This is a genomic window from Pseudomonas sp. v388 (assembly GCF_003935425.1).
In the GTDB taxonomy this organism is placed as follows: Bacteria; Pseudomonadota; Gammaproteobacteria; order Pseudomonadales; family Pseudomonadaceae; genus Aquipseudomonas.
The window spans coordinates 278829-302149 of the sequence record NZ_RHQN01000002.1 but is presented as its reverse complement, the minus strand read 5'-3'; the positions used below and the strand labels follow the sequence as shown (position 1 = coordinate 302149).

Sequence of the window (23321 nt, the reverse complement as noted above, 5' to 3'; positions counted from 1 at the left end):
ACGTTCCTGTAAGGCTATTGCCCTTTTAACAATTGGGCGGCGCGGACGGCGAAGTAAGTAAGAATGCCATCTGCACCCGCGCGTTTGAAGGCGGTGAGGGACTCGAGAATCACGCCCTCACTCAGCCAGCCATTCTGGATCGCGGCCATATGCATCGCATATTCGCCGCTCACCTGATAGACAAAGGTCGGCACCTTGAACTCATCCTTGACCCGGTAAAGGATGTCCAGATAAGGCATGCCTGGCTTGACCATCACCATGTCCGCGCCTTCAGCCAGGTCGGCGGCCACTTCATGCAATGCTTCGTGACTGTTGGCCGGGTCCATCTGATAGGACGCCTTGTTGGCCTTGCCCAGGTTCAACGAGGAACCTACCGCGTCGCGGAACGGGCCGTAATAGGCGCTGGCGTACTTGGCTGAGTAAGCCATGATCCGCACGTTGACATGCCCGGCCAGCTCGAGTGCTTCACGGATCGCCTGAATGCGACCGTCCATCATGTCGGAAGGCGCGACCACCTGGGCGCCCGCGTCGGCATGGGACAAGGCCTGCTTGACCAGCGCATCGACGGTAATGTCGTTCTGCACATAGCCTTCTTCATCCAGGACACCGTCCTGACCGTGAGTGGTGAACGGGTCCAGCGCCACGTCAGTGATGACGCCCAGCTCCGGGAAGCGGTCACGCAATGCGCGGGTTGCACGCTGAGCGATACCGTCCGGGTTCCAGGCTTCGGCGCCATCCAGAGATTTTTTCTCGGCCGGCGTGACCGGAAACAGCGCCAGCGCAGGAATACCCAGCTCAACCCAGCTTTCGGCTTCCTTCAGCAGCAGGTCGATGCTCAGGCGCTCGACGCCAGGCATGGAAGCAACGGTTTCCCGACGGTTTTCGCCGTCCAGGACAAATACGGGGAGAATCAGGTCATCAACGGTGACGACGTTTTCGCGAACCAGACGACGAGAAAAGTCGTCGCGGCGGTTGCGACGCAGGCGGGTGAGAGGAAACAAGCGGTTTGCGGGGGTAAAGCTCACGGCGAGACTCCTGAGCCCGCATACGCGGGCAAGCGCGACAGTTATAAGCTGCCATTATGACCAAAGTGTGACAGTCATAGTGTGACCTGCGACTCGGGGCCGCAGCGACGTTCGAGCTATAGGGTAACCCCATTAACCTGTATCAATCTTTAACGTCGAGACACATATCGACACTTTCATGATTGTCGTGGCCGGGTTAGGCTGCGCGTTCATTTCGCCAGCATCCAGACCATGCTCCAGAATTTCTTGAACGAGTTTGGCTACTTCGCCCTGTTCCTCGGCACCTTCTTTGAAGGCGAGACCATTTTGGTGCTTGCCGGATTTCTGGCGTTCCGTAACTACATGGACCTGAACATGGTCATCCTGGTGGCCTTCTGTGGCAGCTACGCCGGCGACCAGTTGTGGTACTTCATGGGGCGCAAGCACGGCCGCCGGATTCTGGCGCGCAAGCCGCGCTGGCAGTTGATGGGCGACAAGGCCCTGCGGCTGGTGCGCAAGCATCCCGACATCTGGGTACTGAGCTTCCGCTTCGTCTATGGCCTGCGAACGGTCATGCCGGTGGCCATCGGCATGTCCGGCTACCCGCCGGGCCGCTACCTGCTGCTCAATGGCATCGGCGCGGCGGTCTGGGCGGCGGCACTGGGTTCTGCGGCGTACCACTTCGGTGCGGTCATGGAAGGGCTGCTGGGCAATATCAAGAAATACGAGATGTGGGTGCTCGGCGGCCTGGTGGTGCTGGGCCTTGCGCTCTGGCTGCGCCGTCGCATGAAGAACGCCCGCATCGCCCGTGAAGAGAAGCGTCTGTGCGCGTCGGCGGCCGCTTCCGATCTGGCCGTCGAAGTCCCTAGCGAAACCCCGCCGAAGAAGTCCGACGACTGATTCGTTTCAGGCTCGCAACCCCTTCCCCATCTCTGGCGCCGCCCCGCTCGCCCTCTTGGCTTTCCCTGCCACGAGGGCGAAAATGCGCCACTGAACACATCGCACTCAATACGATCCATAGATCAGCACCCATTGAAAACGAGCGGCCGCGCAACCGGCCGCTGGCGATAAGGAGTTGAGGTATGCACAAGAAAGTGGCGGTGATCCTTTCCGGCTGCGGCGTCTACGACGGCGCAGAGATTCACGAAAGCGTTCTGACCTTGCTGCGCCTGGATCAACGCGGCGCCGAGGTTCAATGCTTCGCTCCCGACATTGCCCAGCAGCATGTGGTGAATCACCTGACCGGCGAGGAGACGGCGGAAACCCGCAATGTCCTGGTGGAATCGGCCCGCATCGCGCGCGGTGCGATCAAGGACATCCTTGAAGCTGATGTGAACGAGTTCGACGCCTTGATCATCCCCGGTGGTTTCGGCTCGGCGAAAAATCTCTCTGACTTTGCCCGGCAGGGCGCCGGATGCCGCGTGGAAAGCGGAGTGCTGGCGCTGGCCGAAGCCTTTGCCCTGGCCGGCAAGCCGGTCGGCCTGATCTGCATCAGCCCGGCACTCGCCGCCAAACTGTACGGCCCTGGCGTGACCTGCACCATCGGTAACGACCAGGAGACCGCAGCGGCCATCACCAAAATGGGCGGCATCCATGAGGAGTGCGAAGTCACGGAGATTGTCGAAGACCACGCCCGCAAACTCGTCAGCACCCCGGCCTATATGGTTGCCAAGAGCATCAGCGAAGCGGCCGCCGGCATCAACAAGCTGGTGGACCGGGTACTGGAACTGACCCAGGAGCAGGAACAGGTTTGAATGTTTCCTGCATGAGCGCGGTATGGGCGGAAGCGGACTTGTCCGCGAAGACCTGATCCAGCCTATGCATCTGCTGCGGTTGTACCAGCCTCTTCGCGAGCAAGCTCACTCCTACAGTTCAGCGCAGTATCGATGGGAGCGGACTTGTCCGCGAAGACCTGATCCCAGCCAATGCATCTGCTGCGGTTGTACCAGCCTCTTCGCGAGCAAGCGCGCTCCTACAGTCCGGTCCTGATCAGTTCAGCACGCCATCCAGAATGGCGTAGACGATGCCGGTGCCCACGGCGATCAGCACCACGTCGGTGCCCAGGCGGCGCCATTCGTAGCCGTCGTAATGCGGCAGGTTCTGCAGGGCGCGGCGGTCCAGGCGCTTGCCGTAACCGGGCGGCAGTGGTTTGCCTTTGGCGATGTGGATACCCGGCGGCAGCGGCTGGCCCCGGCCGATCACGTCACGGTGTTGCTGGAAGGTCTGGCGAACCTGGCCGAAGTCCTGCGGCGGTTGATTCTTGCCTCGATTCTCCTGATGCCCTTGGTTGCCGGGCTTGCCCTGCCCCTTGTCATTGCCTTGACCCTTGCCGCCGCCGTTATGCTGCGGGCCTTGCTGCTGACCGCTACGGTTATCGTCCGGGCCTCCACCACGCTGATCCGGCGGCGCAGCCTGCAACAGCGGGCTGGCGCTGATCATCAATATTCCCAGGCCAGCGATAAAGCGATTCGGCAGTTTCATGTGGTACTCCTCAACCTCTATTCATGCAGCAAAAAGGGGTTCATGACCCGGTCATGAACCCCTTGCCTTGTGAAGCATAGAGCGGTGAAAAACCTTTTGATTCCTCTGTATCAGGAACTTTACCTACCGCTTACACGCGCGCTACGTACACCGTCCGCCAGCGCCGAGCACAGGCTCAGTACGCCATTGATGGCCTGCTCCGGCGAGCTGGCGGTGGCGATCTTGTCCACCAGCGCCGAACCCACGACCACGCCGTCCGCAAGGCGGGCAATGGCAGCCGCCTGTTCCGGGGTGCGGATGCCAAAGCCCACGCTGATCGGCAACTGAGTGTGGCGACGCAGACGCGCCACCGCTTCGGTGACGTGTTCAGTCGTCGCCGAACCGGCGCCGGTCACGCCCGCCACCGAAACGTAGTAGACGAAGCCCGAACTGCGCTCCAACACACGCGGCAGGCGCGCGTCGTCGGTAGTCGGTGTGGTCAGGCGGATGAAGTCGATGTCCGACGCCTGTGCCGGTGTGGCCAGCTCGGCATCGTGCTCGGGCGGCAGATCGACGATGATCAGGCCATCGACACCCGCTTCCCTGGCCTGAGCCACGAATGCTTCGACGCCGAAGCGGTGAATCGGGTTGTAGTACCCCATCAGCACGATAGGCGTCGCCTGATCCTCGACCCGAAACTCGCGAACCATCTGCAGGGTTTTCGCCAGCGTCTGGCCGGCTTCCAGTGCACGCAGGGTCGCGAGTTGAATTGCCACGCCGTCGGCCATCGGATCGGTGAACGGCATGCCCAGTTCGATCACGTCAGCGCCAGCGGCCGGCAGACCCTTGAGGATCTTCAGCGAGGTGTCGTAGCCGGGATCGCCGGCTGTAATGAAGGTGACCAGTGCGGCGCGGCCTTCGGTCTTCAGCTGGGCAAAACGCTGTTCGAGACGGCTCATACCAGCTCCTCCTGAGTTTTTTCGGCCGCAGCCATGTGGTTCATCACGGTTTGCATGTCCTTGTCGCCGCGTCCGGACAGACAGATCACCATCAAGTGATCCTTGGGCAGACCCGGTGCGCGCTTCATGGCTTCGGCCAGGGCGTGGGAAGTTTCCAGCGCCGGGATGATGCCTTCGAGCAGGCAGCACTGGTGAAAGGCATTCAGCGCTTCGTCGTCGGTAATGCTGACGTATTCGGCGCGCTTCACTTCATGCAACCAGGCGTGCTCAGGACCGATGCCGGGATAGTCCAGGCCGGCGGAAATAGAGTGCGCGTCTGCGATCTGGCCGTCGTCGTCCTGCAGCAGGTAGGTACGGTTGCCGTGCAGTACGCCCGGAACGCCGCCGTTCAGGCTGGCGGCATGCTTGTCGGTATTGACGCCATGACCGCCGGCTTCGACGCCGATGATCTGGACGCTGGCGTCATCCAGGAATGGGTGAAACAGGCCCATGGCGTTGGAGCCGCCGCCGACGCAGGCAACGACGCTATCCGGCAGGCGGCCTTCTTTCTCTTGCAGCTGCGCCTTGGTTTCCCGGCCGATGACCGACTGGAAGTCGCGGACCATGGCAGGATAAGGGTGCGGGCCGGCCACGGTGCCGATCAGGTAGAACGTGTCGTCGACGTTGGTGACCCAGTCACGCAGCGCTTCGTTCATGGCATCTTTCAGGGTGCCGGTGCCGGAGGTGACGGGAACGATTTCCGCGCCCAGCAGCTTCATGCGAAACACGTTGGCCTGCTGGCGTTCGATGTCGGTCGCACCCATGTAGATCACGCAAGGCAGGCCGAAACGTGCGGCGACCGTTGCAGTGGCGACGCCGTGCATGCCGGCGCCGGTTTCCGCGATCAGGCGCTTCTTGCCCATGCGCTTGGCCAGCAGCACTTGGCCGATGCAGTTGTTGATCTTGTGCGCGCCGGTGTGGTTCAGCTCTTCCCGCTTGAAGTAGATTTTCGCCCCGCCACAGAACTCGGTCAGGCGCTCGGCGAAGTACAGCGGATTAGGGCGGCCAACGTAGTCGCTCTGGAAGTAAGCCATCTGGCGGGCGAATTCAGGATCGGCTTTGGCGGCTTCGTACTCACGATTGAGATCGAGCACCAGCGGCATGAGGGTTTCAGCCACGTAGCGTCCGCCGAATGAGCCGAACAGGCCGTTGGCATCGGGGCCGCTGCGAAGGGTGGTCTGGGTCATGGGAGCTCCAGTTGCGTAACGAATGGATTGAGCCGCGAGGCAGTGAACACACTTTAACCAGCGCATGGCTCGATGAAAACCGATAAGATCGCGCAAACCTGTCAGAAAAACTCACAGATACCATGACTCGAAAACTGCCTTCCCTCAATGCCCTGCGCGCCTTTGAAACCACAGCACGCCTGGGCAGCGTCAGCCAGGCAGCGGAGCAGCTCAACGTGACTCACGGTGCGGTGAGCCGGCAACTCAAGGTGCTTGAAGAAGACTTGGGCGTAAGCCTGTTCATCAAGGATGGACGCGGCCTTAAACTCACAGATTCAGGAATACGCCTGCGTGATGCCGCAAGCGACGCGTTCGACCGATTGCGCGATGTCTGCGCCGAGCTGAGCCAGGATGCCGTTGACGCACCCTTCGTGCTCGGCTGCTCGGGAAGCCTGCTGGCGCGCTGGTTCATCCCGCGCCTGGGGCGTTTGAATGCCGAGTTGCCGGATTTGCGTCTGCACCTGTCGGCAGGCGAAGGCGATCTGGACCCGCGCAGGCCAGGGCTGGACGCCCTGCTGATGTTCGCCGAGCCGCCATGGCCTGCGGATATGCAGGTATTCGAACTGGCGAGCGAGCGAATAGGCCCGGTGTTAAGCCCGCGATTCGCTAATTTCGAAGCGCTGCGCCAGGCACCGGCGCAGGCATTGCTCGACGGGTCGCTGCTGCATACCGCGTCACGACCGCAAGCGTGGCCAAGCTGGGCACGACAGAACGGGATCGAACCGCAGTCGTTGCGTTACGGGCAGGGTTTCGAGCATTTGTATTATTTACTGGAGGCAGCGGTGGCCGGACTTGGCATTGCCATCGCACCGGAGCCGCTGGTGGTGGATGACCTGCGCGCCGGTCGCCTCGCTGCGCCGTGGGGTTTCAGCGAAACCCCGGCGCAACTGGCGCTTTGGATACCCAGGCGGGCCGTTGACGGGCGCGCGCAGCAGCTGGCTCAATGGTTGAAAAACGAGCTCAAGCGTTCAGGGCAGCCAGATGCAACTTGATCAGTGACCGCGCTTGCACAGCAGGTAGGCTGCCAGCAGGCCTACCGCACCGACTGCAACGCCGGCAGTAGTCCATGGGTGCTCTTGCGCGTAGTCGCGTGTTGCCAACGCGTTTTCACGGGTCTTGACCTTCACGTCTTCGTAGACATCGCTCAACAGGCTGCGCGAATGGCTCAGTGCATTTTCAGCATTGGCCTTGAGGCTTTTCAGCGTCTTGCGCGACTCATCCGACGCATCGGCCTTGAGGCTTTCCAGCGACTTGAGGAGACTTTCGATCTCCGCTTCCATGCTTTGCAACGAGGCCTTGCGAAGTGAAGTACTAGCCATGATGTTTCTCCTGCAATGGTAAGTGGCGTGTGTTGTTTCCGACTACGGCCGTTCTGGAAAGTGCGATTGCATTTTTACAATGTGCTGAACTTTTGATCGTCTTCTCCTGACAGATGCTAGGAGCGTCATCATCGCTACGCTCTCAATGACCCATCAGGAGAACTGCCATGAGTGATCACCACACGTACAAGAAAATCGAGCTGGTCGGCTCGTCCACCACGACGATCGAAGACGCCATCAACAATGCGCTGGCTGAGGCCAGCAAGAGCCTCAAGCACCTGGAATGGTTCGAAGTGACCGAGACCCGCGGCCATATCGAAAACGGTCGCGTGGCGCACTATCAGGTCACCCTCAAGGTCGGCTTCCGCATCGCCAGCAGCTGAGCAGGCTGAACCTTTCCACTGGCCGATTGCCATAAGCTGCGCTACACACTGATAGCCCGCTGCCGAGTAAGCGCTGGCGTGGCTGACGTCTCTCGACGCCTGACCTGTTGCAGGCGTCAGTCTCTGGCTGAACAGGAGTTGAACTCATGAAGAAGTTCATGTTGGCGGTGGGTCTGTTGAGTATGGCGGGAACTGCTCTGGCAGCCGGCAAGCCGTGTGAAGAATTGAAGGCGGAGATCGACGCCAAACTTCAGGCCAAGGGCACGACGTCCTATACCCTGGAAGTGGTCGACAAAGGCAGCGTGACCGACAAACAAGTTGTCGGTACTTGCGAAGCCGGTACCAAAGAGATCGTTTATCAGCGTGGCTAACTTCGCTGGATAAATAAAAAAACCGACTCAGTGAGTCGGTTTTTTTTGCCCGTGGTCCTGCCTCAGCCCTGGGCGACCTGGGCGAGAATTTCGTAGGAACGCAGGCGGTCCTGATGCTCGTACATGTCACAGGTGAAGATGAGTTCATCCGCATCAGTCTGCTCCAGCAGGACCTCAAGCTTGGCGCGGATTTTCTCAGGGCCGCCGACCATTGCCAGTCCCAGGAAGCTTGCCACGGCTTCGCGCTCGTGCGGCAGCCATAACTTGTCCATGGACTCGACCGGCGGGCGCTGCATCAGGCTGTGCCCACGCATCAGCGCGAGGATTCGCTGGTACACCGAGGTTGCCAGGTATTCGGCGTGCTCGTCGGTGTCCGCTGCGGCCAGTGGCACGCCCAACATGACATACGGCTTATCGAGGACTTCGGACGGCTGGAAGTGGTTGCGATAGGTGCGGATCGCCTCGTGCATGTAGCGCGGCGCGAAGTGCGAGGCGAAGGCATACGGCAAACCGCGCATGCCGGCCAGTTGCGCGCTGAACAGGCTGGACCCCAACAGCCAGATTGGCACGTTGGTGCCGGTGCCCGGCACTGCGATCACTTTTTGATCAGGAGTGCGCGGCCCCAGGTATTCCATCAGCTCGGCGACGTCATCCGGAAAATCATCGGCGCTGCCCGAGCGCTCGCGGCGCAGCGCGCGGGCGGTCATCTGGTCCGATCCCGGCGCACGCCCCAGGCCCAGGTCGATACGGCCGGGATACAGGCTGGCGAGGGTGCCGAACTGCTCGGCGATCACCAGCGGCGCGTGATTGGGTAGCATTATACCGCCGGCCCCGACACGGATGGTCGAGGTGCCGCCTGCCAGATAGGCCAGCAGCACTGACGTGGCAGAGCTGGCGATGCCGTCCATGTTGTGGTGTTCGGCGACCCAGAAACGGTTGTAACCCAACTTCTCGACATGCTGTGCCAGGTTAAGGGAATTGCGCAGGGATTCGGCAGGACCTTTGTCGTGGCGCACGGGCACCAGATCGAGTGTGGAAATCTTGATATCGCTGAGACGTTTCATAGGCCGCTAAAGCTCCTTGAAAGGATGGGCCGCTCGAAGACCGAGCGTGCATGACACATGCAGTCGGGGCGCGAAAGGGCATTTTCAATAGCAGGAAGGGAAAAATCCTACCAAATAACTAGGTCTTTCCGCAGGGTTGAACTTTCCGAAGCCGTCTATCCTCAGAACCCTAGTCATCTAGAAAGATAATCAGATATCCACTCAGACATTCAGTCAGGAGGCACCATGAGCATCGTCAAGAAAGCATCCGCCCATTGGGAAGGTGATCTAAAAAGCGGTATCGGCAGCATTTCTACCGAAACCGGTGTACTGCGCGAAGCACCTTATGGTTTCAAAGCCCGCTTTGAAGGCGGCAAGGGCACCAACCCTGAAGAACTGATCGGCGCAGCCCACGCAGGCTGCTTCTCCATGGCGCTGTCCATGATTCTGGGCGACGCAGGCTTTACTGCCGAGAGCATCGATACCCAGGCTGAAGTGAGCCTGGACCAGGTTGAAGGTGGCTTTGCCATCTCCGCCGTGCACCTGATCCTCAAGGCCAAGGTGCCAGGCGCCAGCCAGGAACAGTTCACCGAACTGACCAACAAAGCCAAAGAAGGCTGCCCGGTTTCCAAGGTGCTGAATGCCAAGATCACCCTGGACGCCACGCTGCTCGGCTGATTCAGGTTTCCCCGAAGCCCGGAGAGCACTGCTTTCCGGGTCTTTCGAATGACCCCAGAACCAGACCCCGAACGCAACGGTCCCATATTCAAGACACCCTTGAAGCATGACGGCATGGCCTGTCATGCGTCGCCAGCGTGTGGCCCTCATCGTCAGTCCGTCGTATCGAAGGAGTCGAGCATGAAACGTTTCGCCATTGCCGTGACCTGCAGCCTGATGGCTTGCGGCGCGCTGGCCGCCCCCAAATCCTGTGAAGAGCTCAAGGATGAGATCGAGGCGAAGATCCAGGCCAACAACGTCACATCGTATACGTTGGAAATCGTCACCAACGAGGAAGTGCAGGACCCGAACATGGTTGTCGGCACCTGCGAGAACGGCACCAAGAAAATCATCTATCAGCGCAACGATCGCTGATTACAGGCAATGCACGTCCTCTTCCTCAGCAACAAGGTTGCGCTTTGAGTCGTACAGCATCGCATCGACGCTGTTGGCGATGGAACGCACCTCGAACCGGTAACGCTCGCCAGCCTTGAACTGGTCGTACCTGAGGTCGATGAAACAGGTCAGCTCCCTCAGGTCGTCGCTCATGATGCCGATGCCACCTGACCGGTATTCATAGTCGTATCGCACCTGCAACTCATGGCTGCCCGGCGTCACCTGAAAGTACCGGCCATCCGGCGCGTTCTCGCCATCCAGCTTGTCGCTCATCACCAGCCTGCCGGTGAACGTGTGCATGTCTACCCAGGCCATGTTCGGATCGACTGCGGGCAACGGCGATGCGCATCCCGCCAGCGTAACCATGATGATGCACAGTGGTGTCAGTCGCATTCGCAGCCTCCATTGGTGATCGTGGCGATGATAGTTGCGCCGAGCCTCGACTGTCCTGCATAACGGCGGTTAATTCATTCATCAAGGCCGTATATGCCCGGACTCGACATTCCAAACCATTGGCGCGTGTTGCCGATGATACTGCTGTTGCTGCCTGGCGGATGTTCCAGCGTTTCGTACTACAGCCAACTGGCCGGCGGGCAACTGGAGCTGCTGCGCGCCCGGGAGCCGATTGCCCAGGTGGTCAACGATCCGCGCCGCGATGCCAGGCTGCGTGAGCGGCTGGCTCACGCGCAGCAGGCCAGGGATTTCGCCAGTTCACAGTTGAAGCTTCCGGACAACCGCAGCTACCGCCTGTACACCGAACTGGGCCGCCCTTATGTGGTGTGGAACGTGTTTGCGACGGGCGAGTTCAGTCTGGAACCGGTGACCCATTGCTTTCCGATTGCCGGTTGTGTGGCTTATCGCGGCTATTACAGCGTCGGCGCGGCGCGGGGCGCAGCGGCCTTGCAGCGCCAGTCGGGCAAAGACACCTATGTCAGCGGCGTGGAAGCCTACTCGACCCTGGGCTGGTTCGATGACCCGATCTTGAGTTCGATGCTGAACTGGGGAGATGAACGCCTGGCGACCCTGATTTTTCACGAGCTCGCGCACCAGCGTCTCTATGTGAAGGACGACACTGCATTCAACGAGTCTTACGCCAGCTTCGTCGAACAGGAAGGCACGCGGCAATGGCGCGCGGCCCGAGGGCTGGCGCCTGAACCCGTAGCGCAATCCGAGCGCCGCGACCAGTTCATTCGCTTGGTGCTGGCCACCCGCGAGCGCTTGCAGACGCTGTATCGTCAGCCGCTGAACAGCGATGTCATGCGCAGTCGCAAGGCTGAAGAATTCGAGCGATTGCGTCGTGAGTACCGCAGGGTGCGTGACGAACAATGGGCTGGCGACAAGCGCTTCGACGCCTGGATCAACAGCCCCATGAACAACGCCAAGCTGCTGCCTTTGGGCCTGTATGACCAATGGGTGCCGGCGTTCGAGGCGCTGTTCAGGCAAGTGAATGGGGATTGGCCGGCTTTCTACAAAGCTGTAGAAAAATTGGGTGAGCAGCCGGAAGAAGCCCGCAAGAAGGCGTTGCGCGAATTGATGGAGTAAGTGATCTGCGCCTTGCCTGCTCCGGGAATTCGTCTTGCTGGCGAACTGGCTGGCACAGCGTTACCTGGCCGAGGGGACAAACGCCTCATGCAACTCAGCCAGCGTCGCGAAATGATACGTCGGCTGCTCCGCCGCCAGTTCCTCGTGGCTGCCAAAACCGTAGCCCACAGCTGCCACATCCAGACCGTTGCGCAGGCCGCCGATCAGGTCGTGTTTGCGATCCCCGATCATCAAGGTGTGCGCCGGGTCGAGGTTTTCTTCGGCCAGCAAATGGGCGATCAGCTCGACTTTGTCGGTGCGGGTGCCATCCAGCTCGCTGCCATAGATCAGTTTGAAATGCCGGGCGAAGTCGAAGTGCCGGGCAATCTCGCGGGCGAACAGCCAGGGCTTGGAGGTTGCGATATACAGCGTCCTGCCCTGCCCGGCCAGGTCTTCCAGCAGTTGCGGAACACCTTCGAACACCAGGTTCTCGTAAAGCCCGGTCACTTTGAAGCGCTCGCGATAATGCCCCACCGCTTCCCACGCCCGCGCTTCGTCCATGTCATAGAACTGCATGAACGCCTGCAGCAGCGGCGGGCCGATGAAGTGCTCCAGCCTGGTGATGTCCGGCTCGTCGATGCCCAGACGCGCCAGGGCGAACTGGATCGAGCGGGTGATACCAAGGCGTGGGTCGGTGAGCGTACCGTCCAGGTCGAACAGAATATTGGTGTAATGCATGGGCGCCTCGGTCTGGGGATAAGTCAGCATGGCTGGTCAAAGCCTTCGGCCAGATGCTGATCCTTGAGCTTCACGTAATTGGTCGCACTGTAAGGGAAGAAGGCGATTTCCTTTTCGGTCAAAGCGCGCACCTGCCTGACCGGGCGCCCAACGTACAGAAAACCGCTCTCCAGCACCTTGCCCGGCGGCACCAGGCTGCCAGCGCCAATGATGACTTCGTCCTCGACTACCGCGCCGTCCATGATCGTCGTGCCCATCCCGATCAGGATGCGGTTGCCTACGGTGCAGCCGTGCAGCATCACCTTGTGGCCAATGGTGACTTCATCACCGATCAGCAACGGGAAACCGTCCGGGTTGAACGGGCCGGCGTGGGTGATGTGCAACACGCTGCCATCCTGCACGCTGGTGCGGGCACCAATGCGGATGCGGTGCATATCGCCGCGAATGACGGTCAGGGGCCAGACCGAGCTGTCGGCGCCGATCTGCACATCACCGATTACCACGGCCGAATGATCGACGAACGCCCGCTCGCCAAGGGCTGGGGTGTGGTCCTGAAACTTGCGAATGGCCACGATAGGCTCCTTCTCTGGCATTGATAGTGGATGATCCGGGTTTCGATGCTGCGGTCGGCGTCGATTGTAATTAAGATGCCTGAGTGTTTCTTCCAGCCAAGGTGCAAAACCGTGAGCGCGAACAACCCTCTTCTGCAACCGTACGACCTGCCTCCGTTCTCGGCGATCCGCGCCGAGCACGTCAAACCTGCCATCGACCAGATTCTGGCCGACAACCGCGCCGCCATCGCCGACATCCTCGCCAGGCAGGGTTCAACGCCGGACTGGGCCGGGCTGGTGCTCACCATGGACGAGTTGAACGACCGTCTGGGCGCAGCGTGGAGTCCGGTCAGCCACCTCAATGCCGTGTGCAACAGCGCCGAGCTGCGGGAAGCCTATGAGTCCTGCCTGCCGGCGTTGAGTGCCTACTCTACCGAGATGGGCCAGAACCGCGAGCTGTTCCAGGCGTATGAAGCACTGGCCAACAGCCCGGAAGCGGCGTCCTACGACGTTGCCCAGAAAACCATTCTCGAACAGGCACTGCGCGACTTCCGCTTGTCCGGCATCGATTTGCCGCCTGAACAGCAGAAGCGTTACGCCGAAGTGCAAAGCAAGCTGTCGGAGCTGGGCAGCCAGTTTTCCAACCAGTTGCTCGACGCGACCCAGGCCTGGACCAAGCTGGTCACGGACGAGTCCGCGCTCGCCGGCCTGACCGAATCGGCCAAACAGCAAATGGCCGCTGCAGCCAAGGCCAAGGATCTGGACGGGTTCCTGATCACTCTGGAATTCCCGAGCTACTACGCGGTGATGACCTACGCCGAAGACCGCGCCCTGCGTGAAGAAGTCTACGCGGCATATTGCACGCGCGCCTCGGATCAAGGTCCGAACGCCGGCAAGAACGACAACGGCCCGATCATGGAGCAGATCCTCGACCTGCGCCAGGAGCTGGCCGTACTGCTGGGTTACGCCAACTATGCCGAGTTGAGCCTGGCCACCAAGATGGCCGAGTCCAGCGATCAGGTGCTCAGCTTCCTGCGCGACCTGGCCAAGCGCAGCAAGCCGTTCGCCGAGCAAGACCTCAAGCAGCTCAAGGCGTATGCCGCCGAACAAGGCTGCCCCGACCTGCAAAGCTGGGACAGCGGTTTCTATGCCGAGAAGCTGCGCGAACAACGCTACAGCGTTTCCCAGGAAGCCCTGCGCGCCTACTTCCCGATCGACAAGGTGCTGACCGGCCTGTTCGCCATCGTGCAGCGCCTGTACGGCATCGAGATTGCCGAGCAGCAAGGCTTCGACACCTGGCACCCGGATGTTCGCCTGTTCGAGATCAAGGAAAACGGCCAGCACGTCGGACGCTTTTTCTTCGACCTGTACGCCCGCGCCAACAAGCGTGGCGGGGCCTGGATGGACGGCGCCCGCGACCGTCGCCGCACCGCTGAAGGCACTCTGCAGAACCCGGTTGCCAATCTGGTCTGCAACTTCACGCCGGCGGTGGGCGGCAAGCCTGCGCTGCTGACCCACGATGAAGTCACCACGCTGTTCCATGAATTCGGCCACGGCCTGCATCACCTGCTGACCCGTATCGAACATGCCGGCGTGTCGGGCATCAACGGTGTGGCGTGGGACGCGGTCGAGCTGCCAAGCCAGTTCATGGAAAACTGGTGCTGGGAGCCTGAAGGGTTGGCACTGATTTCCGGTCACTACGAGACCGGCGAACCGTTGCCGCAAGACCTGCTGGAGAAAATGCTCGCGGCGAAAAACTTCCAGTCTGGCCTGATGATGGTCCGCCAACTGGAGTTCTCGCTGTTCGACTTCGAACTGCATGCCACCCACGGCGACGGCCGTACCGTGCTGGATGTGCTCGAAGGCATTCGCGACGAGGTTTCGGTCATGCGGCCACCGGCCTACAACCGGTTCCCCAACAGCTTCGCGCACATCTTCGCCGGCGGTTACGCGGCGGGTTACTACAGCTACAAGTGGGCGGAAGTGCTGTCGGCCGATGCATTCTCGAAGTTCGAGGAGGACGGCGTGCTGAGCGCCGAGACCGGGCGCGCGTTCCGCGAAGCCATTCTGGCCCGTGGTGGTTCGCAGGCGCCGATGGTGCTGTTCGTCGATTTCCGGGGACGCGAGCCTTCCATTGACGCACTCTTGCGCCACAGCGGCCTGAGCGAGGAAGCGGCAGCATGACCGACACACCGGTGATCGTCACCAAGAAGCGTTTCATCGCCGGGGCCGTATGCCCGGCCTGCAGCGAGCCGGACAAACTGATGATGTGGAGCGAAAATGACGTTCCGCATCGTGAGTGCGTCGGCTGCGGCTACAGCGACACGCTCAACGAACAAGGGCTTTCCGTTCCCAAAGAACTGGGTACGCGGGTCAACAAGATTGCCGTGAAGGCTGTCGATCCGAAGGTCCAGGGCGTTCAGTTCTTTCCCAACCCGAAACTGAAAAAGCCTGTCGATCCAGACTGACCCTGTCGGTTTTGTATCAACGCCACCAGGAGCGCTCATATAGCGCTCCTGGTGCATCTGGTCAGTTAAGTTTGATCTTGGCGAAGGCGTTGGCGAGCTCGAGAAGAATGGCCTCGTCCTTCACCGGCGCGATAGCCTTAACGCTCGGCCAGTTCGGAAACCTTTTCCTTGAAGGAAAGCGCCAGGTCGATAAGTACTTCTTCATCCCTCCCCAGATCACCGCGAATCTTGTGCTTGCCTTTCGGGCGCAGTGTGACCCAGGCGTTGTCTTGCAACTCGTCGTCCTGATAGAACTCAATGGCAATTTCGGGCTGATCTTCCTGCTCGAAATCTTCAGTCGATAACCGAATCTCGTACTTGGCCATCACCCACCTCGCAGTTAGGTAAAGTTGCCGGCACTCCATGACCCGCAAGCCCGGCGTGCATGCCAACTTATTCCGCACCCGGTAGTACGTCTACTGACAGAAATGACAGGTGGTTACTCATACAGTGTCAATGCCGAACACGGTTAAGACATATAACCGCTACGTGGCGGGAGGCAATAAAGTCAAATCCGCAGGCACCATCGGTCAGGGCGGCAGTTTTTTCGATGACATCCGGACAGGCTCGTATTACTGTACATCCAGACAGTATTCGAGTATTTCCAGATGCCCAGCCCGGCTCCCCTTCGTGGTCGCGGAACCACCACCAATCCTCACAATCGCTTTGCACCCAGCCGCTCGGTGGCCGAGGACGATGGCTGGTACCAGGAAGTGCCTTTGACGCAGGGGACGCAAGTCACCCTCGAGACCGCCAAGAGCATCATCACTCGCAATACTTCGCCGGACATTCCCTTCGATCGCTCGATCAACCCGTATCGCGGCTGCGAGCATGGCTGCATTTATTGCTTCGCTCGACCCAGCCATGCCTATTGGGACATGTCGCCCGGTCTGGATTTCGAGACCAGGCTGATTGCCAAGACCAATGCGGCTGCGCTGCTTGAACAGCAGCTTTCCAGGCCGGGCTATCAGTGCGCTCCCATTACGCTGGGCGCCAACACCGATCCGTATCAACCCATCGAGCGCGAGTACCGGATTACTCGGGCCACGCTGGAGGTGCTGCTGCGCTATCGTCACCCGGTGAGCATCATCACCAAGGGTTCGTTGATCCTGCGCGATCTTGACCTGTTGGCCGAAATGGCAAAAATGCGACTGGTGTCGGTCTACATCAGCCTGACCACACTGGACGACGAGCTTAAATGCATCCTTGAACCTCGTGCGGCGGCGCCCAAGGCACGCCTGCGGGCGATCCGCGTGATGCGCGAAGCCGGAATCCCGGTGGGCGTCCTGTGCGCACCGATGATCCCGATGATCAACGACAGCGAGCTTGAAGCCCTGCTGCGCGAAGCCAAGGCAGCGGGCGCACTGAGCGCCAGCTATGTCATGTTGCGCCTGCCGCTTGAAGTCGCGCCGCTGTTCGACGAGTGGTTGAAGACGCATTACCCGCAACGCGCCGATCATGTCATGAGCCTGATCCGCCAGAGCCGGGGCGGCGAGGTGTATGACAGCCGATTCGGCTCGCGCATGCGTGGCGAAGGGCCGTTTGCCGACCTGTTGGCGCAGCGTTATGCGGTGGCGGTCAAACGCCTCGGGCTCAATCGGCGTAGCGAACTGGTGCTGGACTGCACGGCCTTTTGCCCACCGGGAGGGCAGATGTCGCTGCTCTGATAATGGCTGCGAGCCACGACCCAGAGCGGCTGCCTTCAGTTTCATTTAAGCTTGGCGGTTTACTTTGTATTCAGGACTGATGCCAGAGGCAGCGATCAACGGACATGATTGCCATGCCAGACAAGAGTGTCATTCCGGTTTGGTCAGTGAACGCATGAATAATCCACATCAATCCGTCAGAGGATGCAGACATGAGAGACATGGATAAACAGCCATCGGCTACTTCGGCAACCAGTGAACACGCAGAGAGCGCCGAAGTAGCGTTGCAACATATCGTGGATGGCTTCGTGCATTTTCGCAATGAAGTGTTCCCCCAGCAGCAAGAGCTGTTCAAGAAACTGGCCACGGCCCAGAAGCCACGCGCCATGTTCATCACCTGCGCCGACTCGCGCATCGTTCCCGAACTCATCACCCAAAGCTCGCCCGGCGACCTGTTCGTTACCCGTAACGTCGGTAACGTGGTACCGCCCTATGGCCAGATGAACGGCGGCGTGTCCACCGCCATCGAATATGCCGTCGGCGCCCTTGGCGTGCAGCACATCATCATCTGCGGTCACTCCGACTGCGGCGCGATGCGTGCGGTGCTCAACCCCGATAGCCTGGAAAAGATGCCGACCGTCAAAGCCTGGCTGCGCCACGCCGAAGTCGCACGCACCGTGGTCGAGCAGAATTGCAACTGCAACAGTGAACTGGAGACCATGCACGTCCTGACTCAGGAAAACGTGATCTCCCAGCTCCAGCATCTGCGCACTCACCCGTCCGTTGCAGCAAAAATGGCCGCCGGCCAGCTGTTCATCCACGGTTGGGTCTACAGCATCGAGACCAGCGAAATCCTCGCCTACGATGCCGAGCTGGACAGCTTCATCCCACTCGACGGCTCCGGTCACATTCCCATGGCCACTCCAAAGCCGCGCTTTTAGTCGCCTGATTTGATCCACGACTGACGGTAACCCTTTTTCTGCCTGTGGCGGCTGCGTTCATCGCGTGTCGCCAGGCGTTGTCACGTCTGATGAAATCCCGGAGAAGTGCCATGGGTGCAACAGAATTGAAATCCGTTTTACCACGGGAGCTACTGGCTTCCGTGGTGGTGTTCCTGGTCGCCCTGCCGTTGTGCATGGGTATCGCCATTGCCTCTGGTATGCCTCCGGCCAAAGGCCTGATCACCGGCATCATCGGCGGCCTTGTGGTCGGCTGGCTGGCGGGCTCTCCGTTGCAGGTCAGCGGCCCGGCTGCCGGTCTGGCGGTGCTGGTCTTCGAGCTGGTGCGCGAACACGGCATGCTCATGCTCGGCCCTATCCTGTTGCTGGCCGGCTTGCTGCAGGTGCTGGCCGGGCGCTTCAAACTCGGATGCTGGTTTCGGGTGACCGCTCCGGCGGTGGTGTACGGCATGCTGGCGGGGATCGGCGTGCTGATCGTGCTTTCGCAGGCGCATGTGATGTTCGACAGCGGACCCAAGCCTTCCGGACTGGACAACCTGGTGGGCTTCCCCGCCACGCTGGTGCAGGCCATCGGGCCGGGCAGCGGTCTGCAAGCCGGGATGCTGGGCCTGGGTACGATCCTGATCATGTGGAGCTGGGACAAGTTGCGCCCGCAGTCGCTGCGCTTCGTGCCGGGTGCCTTGCTGGGCGTGGGTATCGCGACGGGCATCAGCCTGTTCATGGCGCTCGATGTCAAGCGCGTCGAGGTGCCTGATAACCTTTCCGACGCCATCGACTGGCTGCGTCCGGCAGATCTGATGAATCTGGCAGATCCTGCCATTCTGATCGCGGCCATTGCCGTGGCCTTTATCGCCAGCGCCGAAACGCTGCTGTCCGCAGCGGCGGTCGATCGCATGCACAGCGGCCAGCGTTCGGATTTCGACAAGGAACTCAGTGCCCAGGGTGTCGGCAACATGTTGTGCGGTCTGGTCGGTGCGCTGCCGATGACGGGCGTGATCGTGCGCAGCTCGGCCAACGTCCAGGCCGGTGCTACGACGCGCATGTCGACGATCTTCCATGGCCTGTGGCTGCTGGCGTTCGTGTTGCTGCTGTCCAGCGTGCTGCAGAGCATTCCGGTGGCGAGTCTGGCGGGTGTGCTGGTCTATACCGGTCTGAAACTGGTCGATCTGAAGACCTTCCGCGGTCTGGGGCGCTACGGTCGCATGCCGATGTTCACTTACGCCGCCACGGCAGGTGCGATCATCTTCACCGACCTGTTGACGGGTGTATTGGTGGGCTTTGGTCTGACCCTGGTCAAGCTGGCGCTCAAAGCTTCGCGCCTGAAGATCAGCGTGGTTCCGCTGGAAGCGGAGAACGAGCTGGAGCTGCGTCTGGTGGGTGCAGCGACCTTCCTCAAGGTTCCGGCGCTGACCAAGGCGCTTGCCGGTATCCCTGCCGGCAGTACGGTCCATGTGCCGCTGAACAATTTGAGCTACATCGACCATTCCTGCCTGGAACTGCTGGAAGAATGGGGTCGCGCCAATGCCGCGCACGGTACGAAACTGGTCATCGAACCGCGCGGTCTGAAGCGGCGCCTGGAAGGCCGGGTTCATACCACGACCGGAATCGGGAGCGGTGCCAGCTGACAGCAGCTCGGCGTCTGCACCGACCCGTTCGCGAGCAAGACGGATCGCCGCCCGCTCGCTCCTACGGGTTCAGCGGGGTCAAGCTTCGTGCTCTTCCAGCTCCAGGCCGACGCCCAACTGCCGCGACAGGCAAGGCCAGCGTTTCCAGGCAGCTTCGGTGTGCGGGCTGGCGATTCGGTCGCGGTAGGCTTCCACCGAGGCCAATTCGAAACTTTCCTCATCAAGCAACTCGTCCACAGCCTTATGAACGGCTTCATCCAGATGATTGGCGAAGGTTTCGCCGATCAACTGGTGAGCGATCACGCTGGCGACGGTGGTGTTGGACGGAATCAGCGGGCGCCCGAAGTGGCGGATATACAGGTCGTTGACTTCCTCGACCAGGCGATGCGCCAGATAAGCCTCGTCCAGCAGACTGTCCAGCCCCTCGTGGTCGGCCAGAATGTCCGGCGGGGTAATGAAGAAGTGTTCAGCGATCTTGAGGACCGGCTTGATCTGGCTTTCGATACCCGCCTCGACCGCAACCGCGTGCGCCGCGTCCAGCAGATCGGGAACCAGATCGATATAAGCGGCGACGAAACGCGTCAACGCACCTTTTGCATCGGCATCCGGCAAATGGATCGCTGGATGAAGATGCGGAAGCTGGTTCGCGACTTGGCGTAACAACTGGCCGGTGGCGGCCTCATGTTGATGCGCATGGTGGATCAGCTCGCGCAATGCGGCGGTGTTCATGGTTGCTCCTGACGGCACAATACCAGGTAGGTGTGATGAAACGTCATACGGTAGCCTGATTGGCCCGACAGCTAAGACGCATTTGTCATAACCGGTACACATTTATATGCATTAGCTATTAAAAGCCCGTTTTGGGCGGTTTATTGCGTGTTCAATCAAAAACAAGTGAACGCACCCCGCAGCCGCACCGCCAATCCAGAGAGATGGCGGACCTTCATGTGCTGGCTATACTCGGCTCTGAAGGAAGTCGGCTCAGGACCACAGCGCTGTCTGTTGCAGCCCTCTGGTCGTCGCGTCATGGCATTCGTTGGCCCACTCCCTTGAACGCAGGTTGAACCTGCGGGATGACAAGAGCCTGGGGGAACGCGCGATGATGCGACATCCACACGTCTGGATGAGCTTCGTGTTGTGGTCGATATGCAGTCCGGTGCATGGAGCCTGGACTGTCAATATGGCGCCCGGCGCTTCTGTCGTCAGCAACGCTGTCTTTGACCTGCACATGACCATCTTCTGGATCTGTGTGGTGATCGGTGTGGTGGTCTTTGGCGCGATGCTGTGGTCAATGATCGTTCATCGCCGGGTAACCGGTCAAACCGCCGCCCATTTTCACGAAAACACCACCGTCGAAATCCTCTGGACCGTCGTCCCCCTGTTGATATTGGTGGCGATGGCGATTCCGGCCACCCGCACCCTGATCAGCATGTACGACGCTGCCGAATCCGATCTGGATATCCAGATCACCGGCTACCAGTGGAAGTGGCACTACAAATACCTGGGCCAGGACGTCGAGTTCTTCAGCAACCTGGCGACCACCGCCGACCAGATCCAGAATCGCGATACCAAGGGCGAGCATTACCTGCTGGAAGTGGATCAGCCGCTGGTGTTGCCGGTCGGTTCCAAGATCCGTTTTCTGGTGACCGGCGCCGACGTGATCCATTCCTGGTGGGTGCCGGCGTTCGCGGTCAAGCGCGATGCGGTGCCCGGCTTTGTCCATGAAGCCTGGACCCGCATCGAAAAGCCGGGCATCTATCGCGGACAATGCACCGAGCTGTGCGGCAAGGATCACGGCTTCATGCCTATTGTGGTCGATGTCCGCAGCCAGGCCGATTACGACGCCTGGCTCACCGAGCGCAAGCAGGAAGCGGCCCGGCTCAAGGAGCTGACCAGCAAGGAATGGACCCGCGAAGAGCTGATTGCCCAGGGCGACAAGGTCTATCACACCGTCTGCGTGGCCTGTCACCAGCCCGAAGGCCAGGGCCTGCCGCCAATGTTTCCGGCTCTCAAGGGCTCGAAGATTGCGACCGGCCCTATCGCCGAGCACCTCGCCATCGTGGTCAACGGCAAGCCGGGCACGGCCATGGCCGCGTTCGGCAAGCAGCTGTCGGAGGTGGATATCGCGGCGGTCGTGACCTACGAGCGCAACGCGTGGGGCAACGCCAAGGGCGACATGATCACGCCCAGGGAAGTACTGACGCTCAAGCAGGCGCAGCCATGAATATCCGGCAAGACCGCACGGCAGGAGACCGAACATGAGCGCAGTTATCGACGACCACGACCACGTTGATCATGACCATGCTCACGGCCCGGCCAAAGGGCTGATGCGCTGGGTCCTGACCACCAATCACAAGGACATCGGCACGCTGTACCTGTGGTTCAGCTTCTCGATGTTTCTGCTCGGCGGCTCCTTCGCGATGGTGATCCGTGCCGAACTGTTTCAACCCGGCCTGCAGATCGTGCAGCCTGAGTTCTTCAATCAGATGACCACCATGCATGGCCTGATCATGGTGTTCGGCGCAGTGATGCCGGCATTCGTCGGGCTGGCCAACTGGATGATTCCGCTGATGATCGGCGCGCCTGACATGGCCCTTCCACGGCTCAACAACTTCAGTTTCTGGCTGTTGCCCGCGGCATTTTTGCTGCTGGTCTCCACGCTGTTCAGCCCCGGCGGCGGCCCCAACTTCGGCTGGACCTTCTACGCGCCGCTGTCCACGACCTACGCGCCGGAGAGCGTGACGTTCTTCATCTTCGCCATTCACATGATGGGCATCAGCTCGATCATGGGCGCGATCAATGTGGTCTCGACCATTCTCAACCTGCGCGCCCCAGGCATGACGCTGATGAAAATGCCCTTGTTCGTCTGGACCTGGCTGATCACCGCTTTCCTGTTGATCGCGGTGATGCCGGTGCTGGCCGGCTGCGTGACCATGATGCTGATGGACATCCACTTCGGCACCAGCTTCTTCAATGCCGCAGGCGGTGGCGACCCGGTGCTGTTCCAGCATGTGTTCTGGTTTTTCGGCCATCCCGAGGTGTACATCATGATCCTGCCGGCGTTCGGCGCGGTCAGTTCGATCATCCCGGCGTTCTCGCGCAAGCCACTGTTCGGCTATACCTCGATGGTCTACGCAGTGGCGGCCATTGCCTTTCTGTCGTTCATTGTCTGGGCGCATCACATGTTCGTGGTGGGCGTGCCGTTGGTGGGTGAGCTGTTCTTCATGTACGCGACCATGCTCATCGCGGTACCCACGGGGGTAAAGGTTTTCAATTGGGTGAGCACCATGTGGCAGGGTTCGCTGAGCTTCGAAACGCCGATGCTGTTCGCAGTGGCGTTCGTGATCCTGTTCAGCATCGGCGGGTTCTCCGGGCTGATGCTGTCCATCGCGCCTGCCGATTTCCAGTATCAGGACACCTATTTCGTAGTCGCGCATTTTCACTACGTACTGGTGCCGGGCGCGATCTTCGGCATTTTCGCGTCCGCTTACTACTGGCTGCCCAAATGGACCGGCCACATGTACGACGAAACCCTGGGCAAGCTGCATTTCTGGATGTCGTTTGTGGGGATGAACATGGCCTTCTTCCCAATGCATTTCGTGGGCCTGGCGGGCATGCCGCGCAGAATTCCGGACTACAACCTGCAGTTTGCGGACTTCAACATGGTGTCGACCATCGGTGCGTTCACCTTCGGCGCCACCCAGTTGCTGTTCCTGTTCATCGTGATCAAGACCATCCGCGGCGGCCCGCCCGCTCCGGCCAAGCCCTGGGACGGGGCCGAAGGGCTGGAGTGGAGCCTGCCTTCGCCGGCGCCTTATCACACCTTTTCCACGCCGCCGGAAGTGAAGTAAGAGCCC

At 60.5% G+C, this 23321-nt stretch carries 26 protein-coding genes; 15 read left to right on the top strand and 11 right to left on the bottom strand.

The window, feature by feature from the left end:
* Window positions 1-14: 14 nt before the first annotated feature.
* Window positions 15-1025 (bottom strand): porphobilinogen synthase, encoded by a 1011-nt coding sequence (gene hemB / locus EGJ27_RS05570; RefSeq protein ID WP_125829734.1) that lies wholly within the window; start codon window positions 1023-1025, stop codon window positions 15-17.
* Between the two features lie 231 nt (window positions 1026-1256).
* Between hemB and EGJ27_RS05565 the strand changes: the two genes are divergently transcribed.
* Both EGJ27_RS05565 and elbB read left to right on the top strand, forming a co-directional pair.
* Window positions 1257-1904, top strand: coding sequence for a DedA family protein (locus tag EGJ27_RS05565; protein WP_125829733.1), 648 nt, complete (start codon window positions 1257-1259; stop codon window positions 1902-1904).
* A 182-nt stretch (window positions 1905-2086) separates the two neighbouring features.
* Window positions 2087-2758 (top strand): isoprenoid biosynthesis glyoxalase ElbB, encoded by a 672-nt coding sequence (gene elbB, locus EGJ27_RS05560; RefSeq protein ID WP_125829732.1) that lies wholly within the window; start codon window positions 2087-2089, stop codon window positions 2756-2758.
* Between the two features lie 235 nt (window positions 2759-2993).
* Here the strand turns inward: elbB and EGJ27_RS05555 are convergent, their stop codons facing one another.
* The 3 genes from EGJ27_RS05555 to trpB form a co-directional block, all read right to left on the bottom strand.
* Entirely contained in the window at window positions 2994-3485 is a 492-nt protein-coding gene (locus EGJ27_RS05555; RefSeq protein ID WP_125829731.1) for an anti-virulence regulator CigR family protein, read from the bottom strand.
* A 119-nt stretch (window positions 3486-3604) separates the two neighbouring features.
* Window positions 3605-4423: a tryptophan synthase subunit alpha gene (trpA, locus tag EGJ27_RS05550; protein ID WP_125829730.1), complete on the bottom strand. Its 819-nt coding sequence runs from the start codon at window positions 4421-4423 to the stop codon at window positions 3605-3607.
* On the bottom strand, window positions 4420-5649 hold the full coding sequence (gene trpB / locus EGJ27_RS05545; protein WP_125829729.1) for a tryptophan synthase subunit beta: 1230 nt from the start codon (window positions 5647-5649) through the stop codon (window positions 4420-4422). Before trpB ends, trpA begins: the two co-directional genes overlap by 4 nt.
* A gap of 122 nt (window positions 5650-5771) precedes the next feature.
* Here trpB and EGJ27_RS05540 point away from each other — a divergent pair, with 122 nt between their 5' ends.
* Window positions 5772-6680 (top strand): LysR family transcriptional regulator, encoded by a 909-nt coding sequence (locus tag EGJ27_RS05540; RefSeq protein WP_125829728.1) that lies wholly within the window; start codon window positions 5772-5774, stop codon window positions 6678-6680.
* Here the strand turns inward: EGJ27_RS05540 and EGJ27_RS05535 are convergent, their stop codons facing one another.
* Entirely contained in the window at window positions 6681-7007 is a 327-nt protein-coding gene (locus EGJ27_RS05535) for a YqjD family protein (RefSeq protein WP_125829727.1), read from the bottom strand.
* A 167-nt stretch (window positions 7008-7174) separates the two neighbouring features.
* On the opposite strand from EGJ27_RS05535, the gene EGJ27_RS05530 reads away from it, so the two are divergent.
* Entirely contained in the window at window positions 7175-7390 is a 216-nt protein-coding gene (locus tag EGJ27_RS05530) for a dodecin (protein ID WP_125829726.1), read from the top strand.
* 146 nt (window positions 7391-7536) lie between these two features.
* Window positions 7537-7761 (top strand): DUF1161 domain-containing protein, encoded by a 225-nt coding sequence (locus EGJ27_RS05525; protein WP_125829725.1) that lies wholly within the window; start codon window positions 7537-7539, stop codon window positions 7759-7761.
* Between the two features lie 62 nt (window positions 7762-7823).
* Here the strand turns inward: EGJ27_RS05525 and EGJ27_RS05520 are convergent, their stop codons facing one another.
* Window positions 7824-8825: an LLM class flavin-dependent oxidoreductase gene (locus EGJ27_RS05520; protein ID WP_125829724.1), complete on the bottom strand. Its 1002-nt coding sequence runs from the start codon at window positions 8823-8825 to the stop codon at window positions 7824-7826.
* 225 nt (window positions 8826-9050) lie between these two features.
* On the opposite strand from EGJ27_RS05520, the gene EGJ27_RS05515 reads away from it, so the two are divergent.
* Entirely contained in the window at window positions 9051-9482 is a 432-nt protein-coding gene (locus tag EGJ27_RS05515; RefSeq protein WP_125829723.1) for an OsmC family protein, read from the top strand.
* A 180-nt stretch (window positions 9483-9662) separates the two neighbouring features.
* On the top strand, window positions 9663-9896 hold the full coding sequence (locus tag EGJ27_RS05510; protein WP_125829722.1) for a DUF1161 domain-containing protein: 234 nt from the start codon (window positions 9663-9665) through the stop codon (window positions 9894-9896).
* On the opposite strand, the gene EGJ27_RS05505 is transcribed toward EGJ27_RS05510, so the two are convergent.
* Window positions 9897-10310: a hypothetical protein gene (locus tag EGJ27_RS05505; RefSeq protein ID WP_125829721.1), complete on the bottom strand. Its 414-nt coding sequence runs from the start codon at window positions 10308-10310 to the stop codon at window positions 9897-9899.
* A gap of 93 nt (window positions 10311-10403) precedes the next feature.
* Between EGJ27_RS05505 and EGJ27_RS05500 the strand changes: the two genes are divergently transcribed.
* Complete coding sequence (locus EGJ27_RS05500) at window positions 10404-11459, top strand: aminopeptidase (RefSeq protein WP_125829720.1); 1056 nt, start codon at window positions 10404-10406, stop codon at window positions 11457-11459.
* Window positions 11460-11519: 60 nt separating this feature from the next.
* Here the strand turns inward: EGJ27_RS05500 and EGJ27_RS05495 are convergent, their stop codons facing one another.
* Both EGJ27_RS05495 and EGJ27_RS05490 read right to left on the bottom strand, forming a co-directional pair.
* A complete protein-coding gene (locus tag EGJ27_RS05495; RefSeq protein WP_125830105.1) occupies window positions 11520-12176 on the bottom strand; it encodes an HAD family hydrolase in 657 nt (218 codons plus the stop codon).
* Window positions 12177-12199: 23 nt separating this feature from the next.
* Window positions 12200-12748, bottom strand: coding sequence for a gamma carbonic anhydrase family protein (locus EGJ27_RS05490; RefSeq protein WP_125829719.1), 549 nt, complete (start codon window positions 12746-12748; stop codon window positions 12200-12202).
* Between the two features lie 111 nt (window positions 12749-12859).
* Between EGJ27_RS05490 and prlC the strand changes: the two genes are divergently transcribed.
* Window positions 12860-14911 carry an oligopeptidase A gene (gene prlC / locus EGJ27_RS05485; RefSeq protein WP_125829718.1) on the top strand — a complete coding sequence of 684 codons (2052 nt, stop codon included), beginning with the start codon at window positions 12860-12862 and terminating at the stop codon, window positions 14909-14911.
* Window positions 14908-15195, top strand: coding sequence for a YheV family putative zinc ribbon protein (locus tag EGJ27_RS05480; RefSeq protein ID WP_125829717.1), 288 nt, complete (start codon window positions 14908-14910; stop codon window positions 15193-15195). The genes prlC and EGJ27_RS05480 overlap by 4 nt, the downstream gene beginning before the upstream one ends.
* Window positions 15196-15332: 137 nt before the next feature.
* On the opposite strand, the gene EGJ27_RS05475 is transcribed toward EGJ27_RS05480, so the two are convergent.
* Complete coding sequence (locus EGJ27_RS05475; protein WP_125829716.1) at window positions 15333-15560, bottom strand: hypothetical protein; 228 nt, start codon at window positions 15558-15560, stop codon at window positions 15333-15335.
* Window positions 15561-15842: 282 nt separating this feature from the next.
* Here EGJ27_RS05475 and EGJ27_RS05470 point away from each other — a divergent pair, with 282 nt between their 5' ends.
* The 3 genes from EGJ27_RS05470 (at window position 15843) to EGJ27_RS05460 (ending at window position 19464) form a co-directional block, all read left to right on the top strand.
* Window positions 15843-16901 carry a PA0069 family radical SAM protein gene (locus EGJ27_RS05470; protein ID WP_125829715.1) on the top strand — a complete coding sequence of 353 codons (1059 nt, stop codon included), beginning with the start codon at window positions 15843-15845 and terminating at the stop codon, window positions 16899-16901.
* 191 nt (window positions 16902-17092) lie between these two features.
* A complete protein-coding gene (locus EGJ27_RS05465) occupies window positions 17093-17821 on the top strand; it encodes a carbonic anhydrase (RefSeq protein WP_125829714.1) in 729 nt (242 codons plus the stop codon).
* A gap of 110 nt (window positions 17822-17931) precedes the next feature.
* Complete coding sequence (locus EGJ27_RS05460) at window positions 17932-19464, top strand: SulP family inorganic anion transporter (RefSeq protein WP_125829713.1); 1533 nt, start codon at window positions 17932-17934, stop codon at window positions 19462-19464.
* Between the two features lie 78 nt (window positions 19465-19542).
* Here the strand turns inward: EGJ27_RS05460 and EGJ27_RS05455 are convergent, their stop codons facing one another.
* Window positions 19543-20193 carry a hypothetical protein gene (locus tag EGJ27_RS05455; protein ID WP_125829712.1) on the bottom strand — a complete coding sequence of 217 codons (651 nt, stop codon included), beginning with the start codon at window positions 20191-20193 and terminating at the stop codon, window positions 19543-19545.
* A 370-nt stretch (window positions 20194-20563) separates the two neighbouring features.
* Between EGJ27_RS05455 and coxB the strand changes: the two genes are divergently transcribed.
* Window positions 20564-21688: a cytochrome c oxidase subunit II gene (gene coxB, locus EGJ27_RS05450; protein ID WP_125829711.1), complete on the top strand. Its 1125-nt coding sequence runs from the start codon at window positions 20564-20566 to the stop codon at window positions 21686-21688.
* 34 nt (window positions 21689-21722) lie between these two features.
* Complete coding sequence (gene ctaD / locus EGJ27_RS05445) at window positions 21723-23315, top strand: cytochrome c oxidase subunit I (RefSeq protein ID WP_125829710.1); 1593 nt, start codon at window positions 21723-21725, stop codon at window positions 23313-23315.
* The last annotated feature ends 6 nt before the right edge of the window (window positions 23316-23321 follow it).

Bases quoted from the DNA above. Each gene is read 5' to 3' on its own strand.
- EGJ27_RS05520 (WP_125829724.1), bottom strand. From the start codon at position 8,825: ATGAAACGTCTCAGCGATATCAAGATTTCCACACTCGATCTGGTGCCC.
- EGJ27_RS05530 (WP_125829726.1), top strand. From the start codon at position 7,175: ATGAGTGATCACCACACGTACAAGAAAATCGAGCTGGTCGGCTCGTCC.
- EGJ27_RS05540 (WP_125829728.1), top strand. From the start codon at position 5,772: ATGACTCGAAAACTGCCTTCCCTCAATGCCCTGCGCGCCTTTGAAACC.
- EGJ27_RS05565 (WP_125829733.1), top strand. From the start codon at position 1,257: ATGCTCCAGAATTTCTTGAACGAGTTTGGCTACTTCGCCCTGTTCCTC.
- coxB (WP_125829711.1), top strand. From the start codon at position 20,564: ATGATGCGACATCCACACGTCTGGATGAGCTTCGTGTTGTGGTCGATA.
- EGJ27_RS05515 (WP_125829723.1), top strand. From the start codon at position 9,051: ATGAGCATCGTCAAGAAAGCATCCGCCCATTGGGAAGGTGATCTAAAA.
- EGJ27_RS05500 (WP_125829720.1), top strand. From the start codon at position 10,404: ATGCCCGGACTCGACATTCCAAACCATTGGCGCGTGTTGCCGATGATA.
- EGJ27_RS05505 (WP_125829721.1), bottom strand. From the start codon at position 10,310: ATGCGACTGACACCACTGTGCATCATCATGGTTACGCTGGCGGGATGC.
- EGJ27_RS05465 (WP_125829714.1), top strand. From the start codon at position 17,093: ATGAGAGACATGGATAAACAGCCATCGGCTACTTCGGCAACCAGTGAA.
- EGJ27_RS05475 (WP_125829716.1), bottom strand. From the start codon at position 15,560: ATGGCCAAGTACGAGATTCGGTTATCGACTGAAGATTTCGAGCAGGAA.
- EGJ27_RS05535 (WP_125829727.1), bottom strand. From the start codon at position 7,007: ATGGCTAGTACTTCACTTCGCAAGGCCTCGTTGCAAAGCATGGAAGCG.
- ctaD (WP_125829710.1), top strand. From the start codon at position 21,723: ATGAGCGCAGTTATCGACGACCACGACCACGTTGATCATGACCATGCT.
- EGJ27_RS05525 (WP_125829725.1), top strand. From the start codon at position 7,537: ATGAAGAAGTTCATGTTGGCGGTGGGTCTGTTGAGTATGGCGGGAACT.
- EGJ27_RS05555 (WP_125829731.1), bottom strand. From the start codon at position 3,485: ATGAAACTGCCGAATCGCTTTATCGCTGGCCTGGGAATATTGATGATC.
- trpA (WP_125829730.1), bottom strand. From the start codon at position 4,423: ATGAGCCGTCTCGAACAGCGTTTTGCCCAGCTGAAGACCGAAGGCCGC.
- EGJ27_RS05470 (WP_125829715.1), top strand. From the start codon at position 15,843: ATGCCCAGCCCGGCTCCCCTTCGTGGTCGCGGAACCACCACCAATCCT.
- EGJ27_RS05495 (WP_125830105.1), bottom strand. From the start codon at position 12,176: ATGCATTACACCAATATTCTGTTCGACCTGGACGGTACGCTCACCGAC.
- elbB (WP_125829732.1), top strand. From the start codon at position 2,087: ATGCACAAGAAAGTGGCGGTGATCCTTTCCGGCTGCGGCGTCTACGAC.
- EGJ27_RS05460 (WP_125829713.1), top strand. From the start codon at position 17,932: ATGGGTGCAACAGAATTGAAATCCGTTTTACCACGGGAGCTACTGGCT.
- trpB (WP_125829729.1), bottom strand. From the start codon at position 5,649: ATGACCCAGACCACCCTTCGCAGCGGCCCCGATGCCAACGGCCTGTTC.
- EGJ27_RS05480 (WP_125829717.1), top strand. From the start codon at position 14,908: ATGACCGACACACCGGTGATCGTCACCAAGAAGCGTTTCATCGCCGGG.
- EGJ27_RS05455 (WP_125829712.1), bottom strand. From the start codon at position 20,193: ATGAACACCGCCGCATTGCGCGAGCTGATCCACCATGCGCATCAACAT.
- EGJ27_RS05510 (WP_125829722.1), top strand. From the start codon at position 9,663: ATGAAACGTTTCGCCATTGCCGTGACCTGCAGCCTGATGGCTTGCGGC.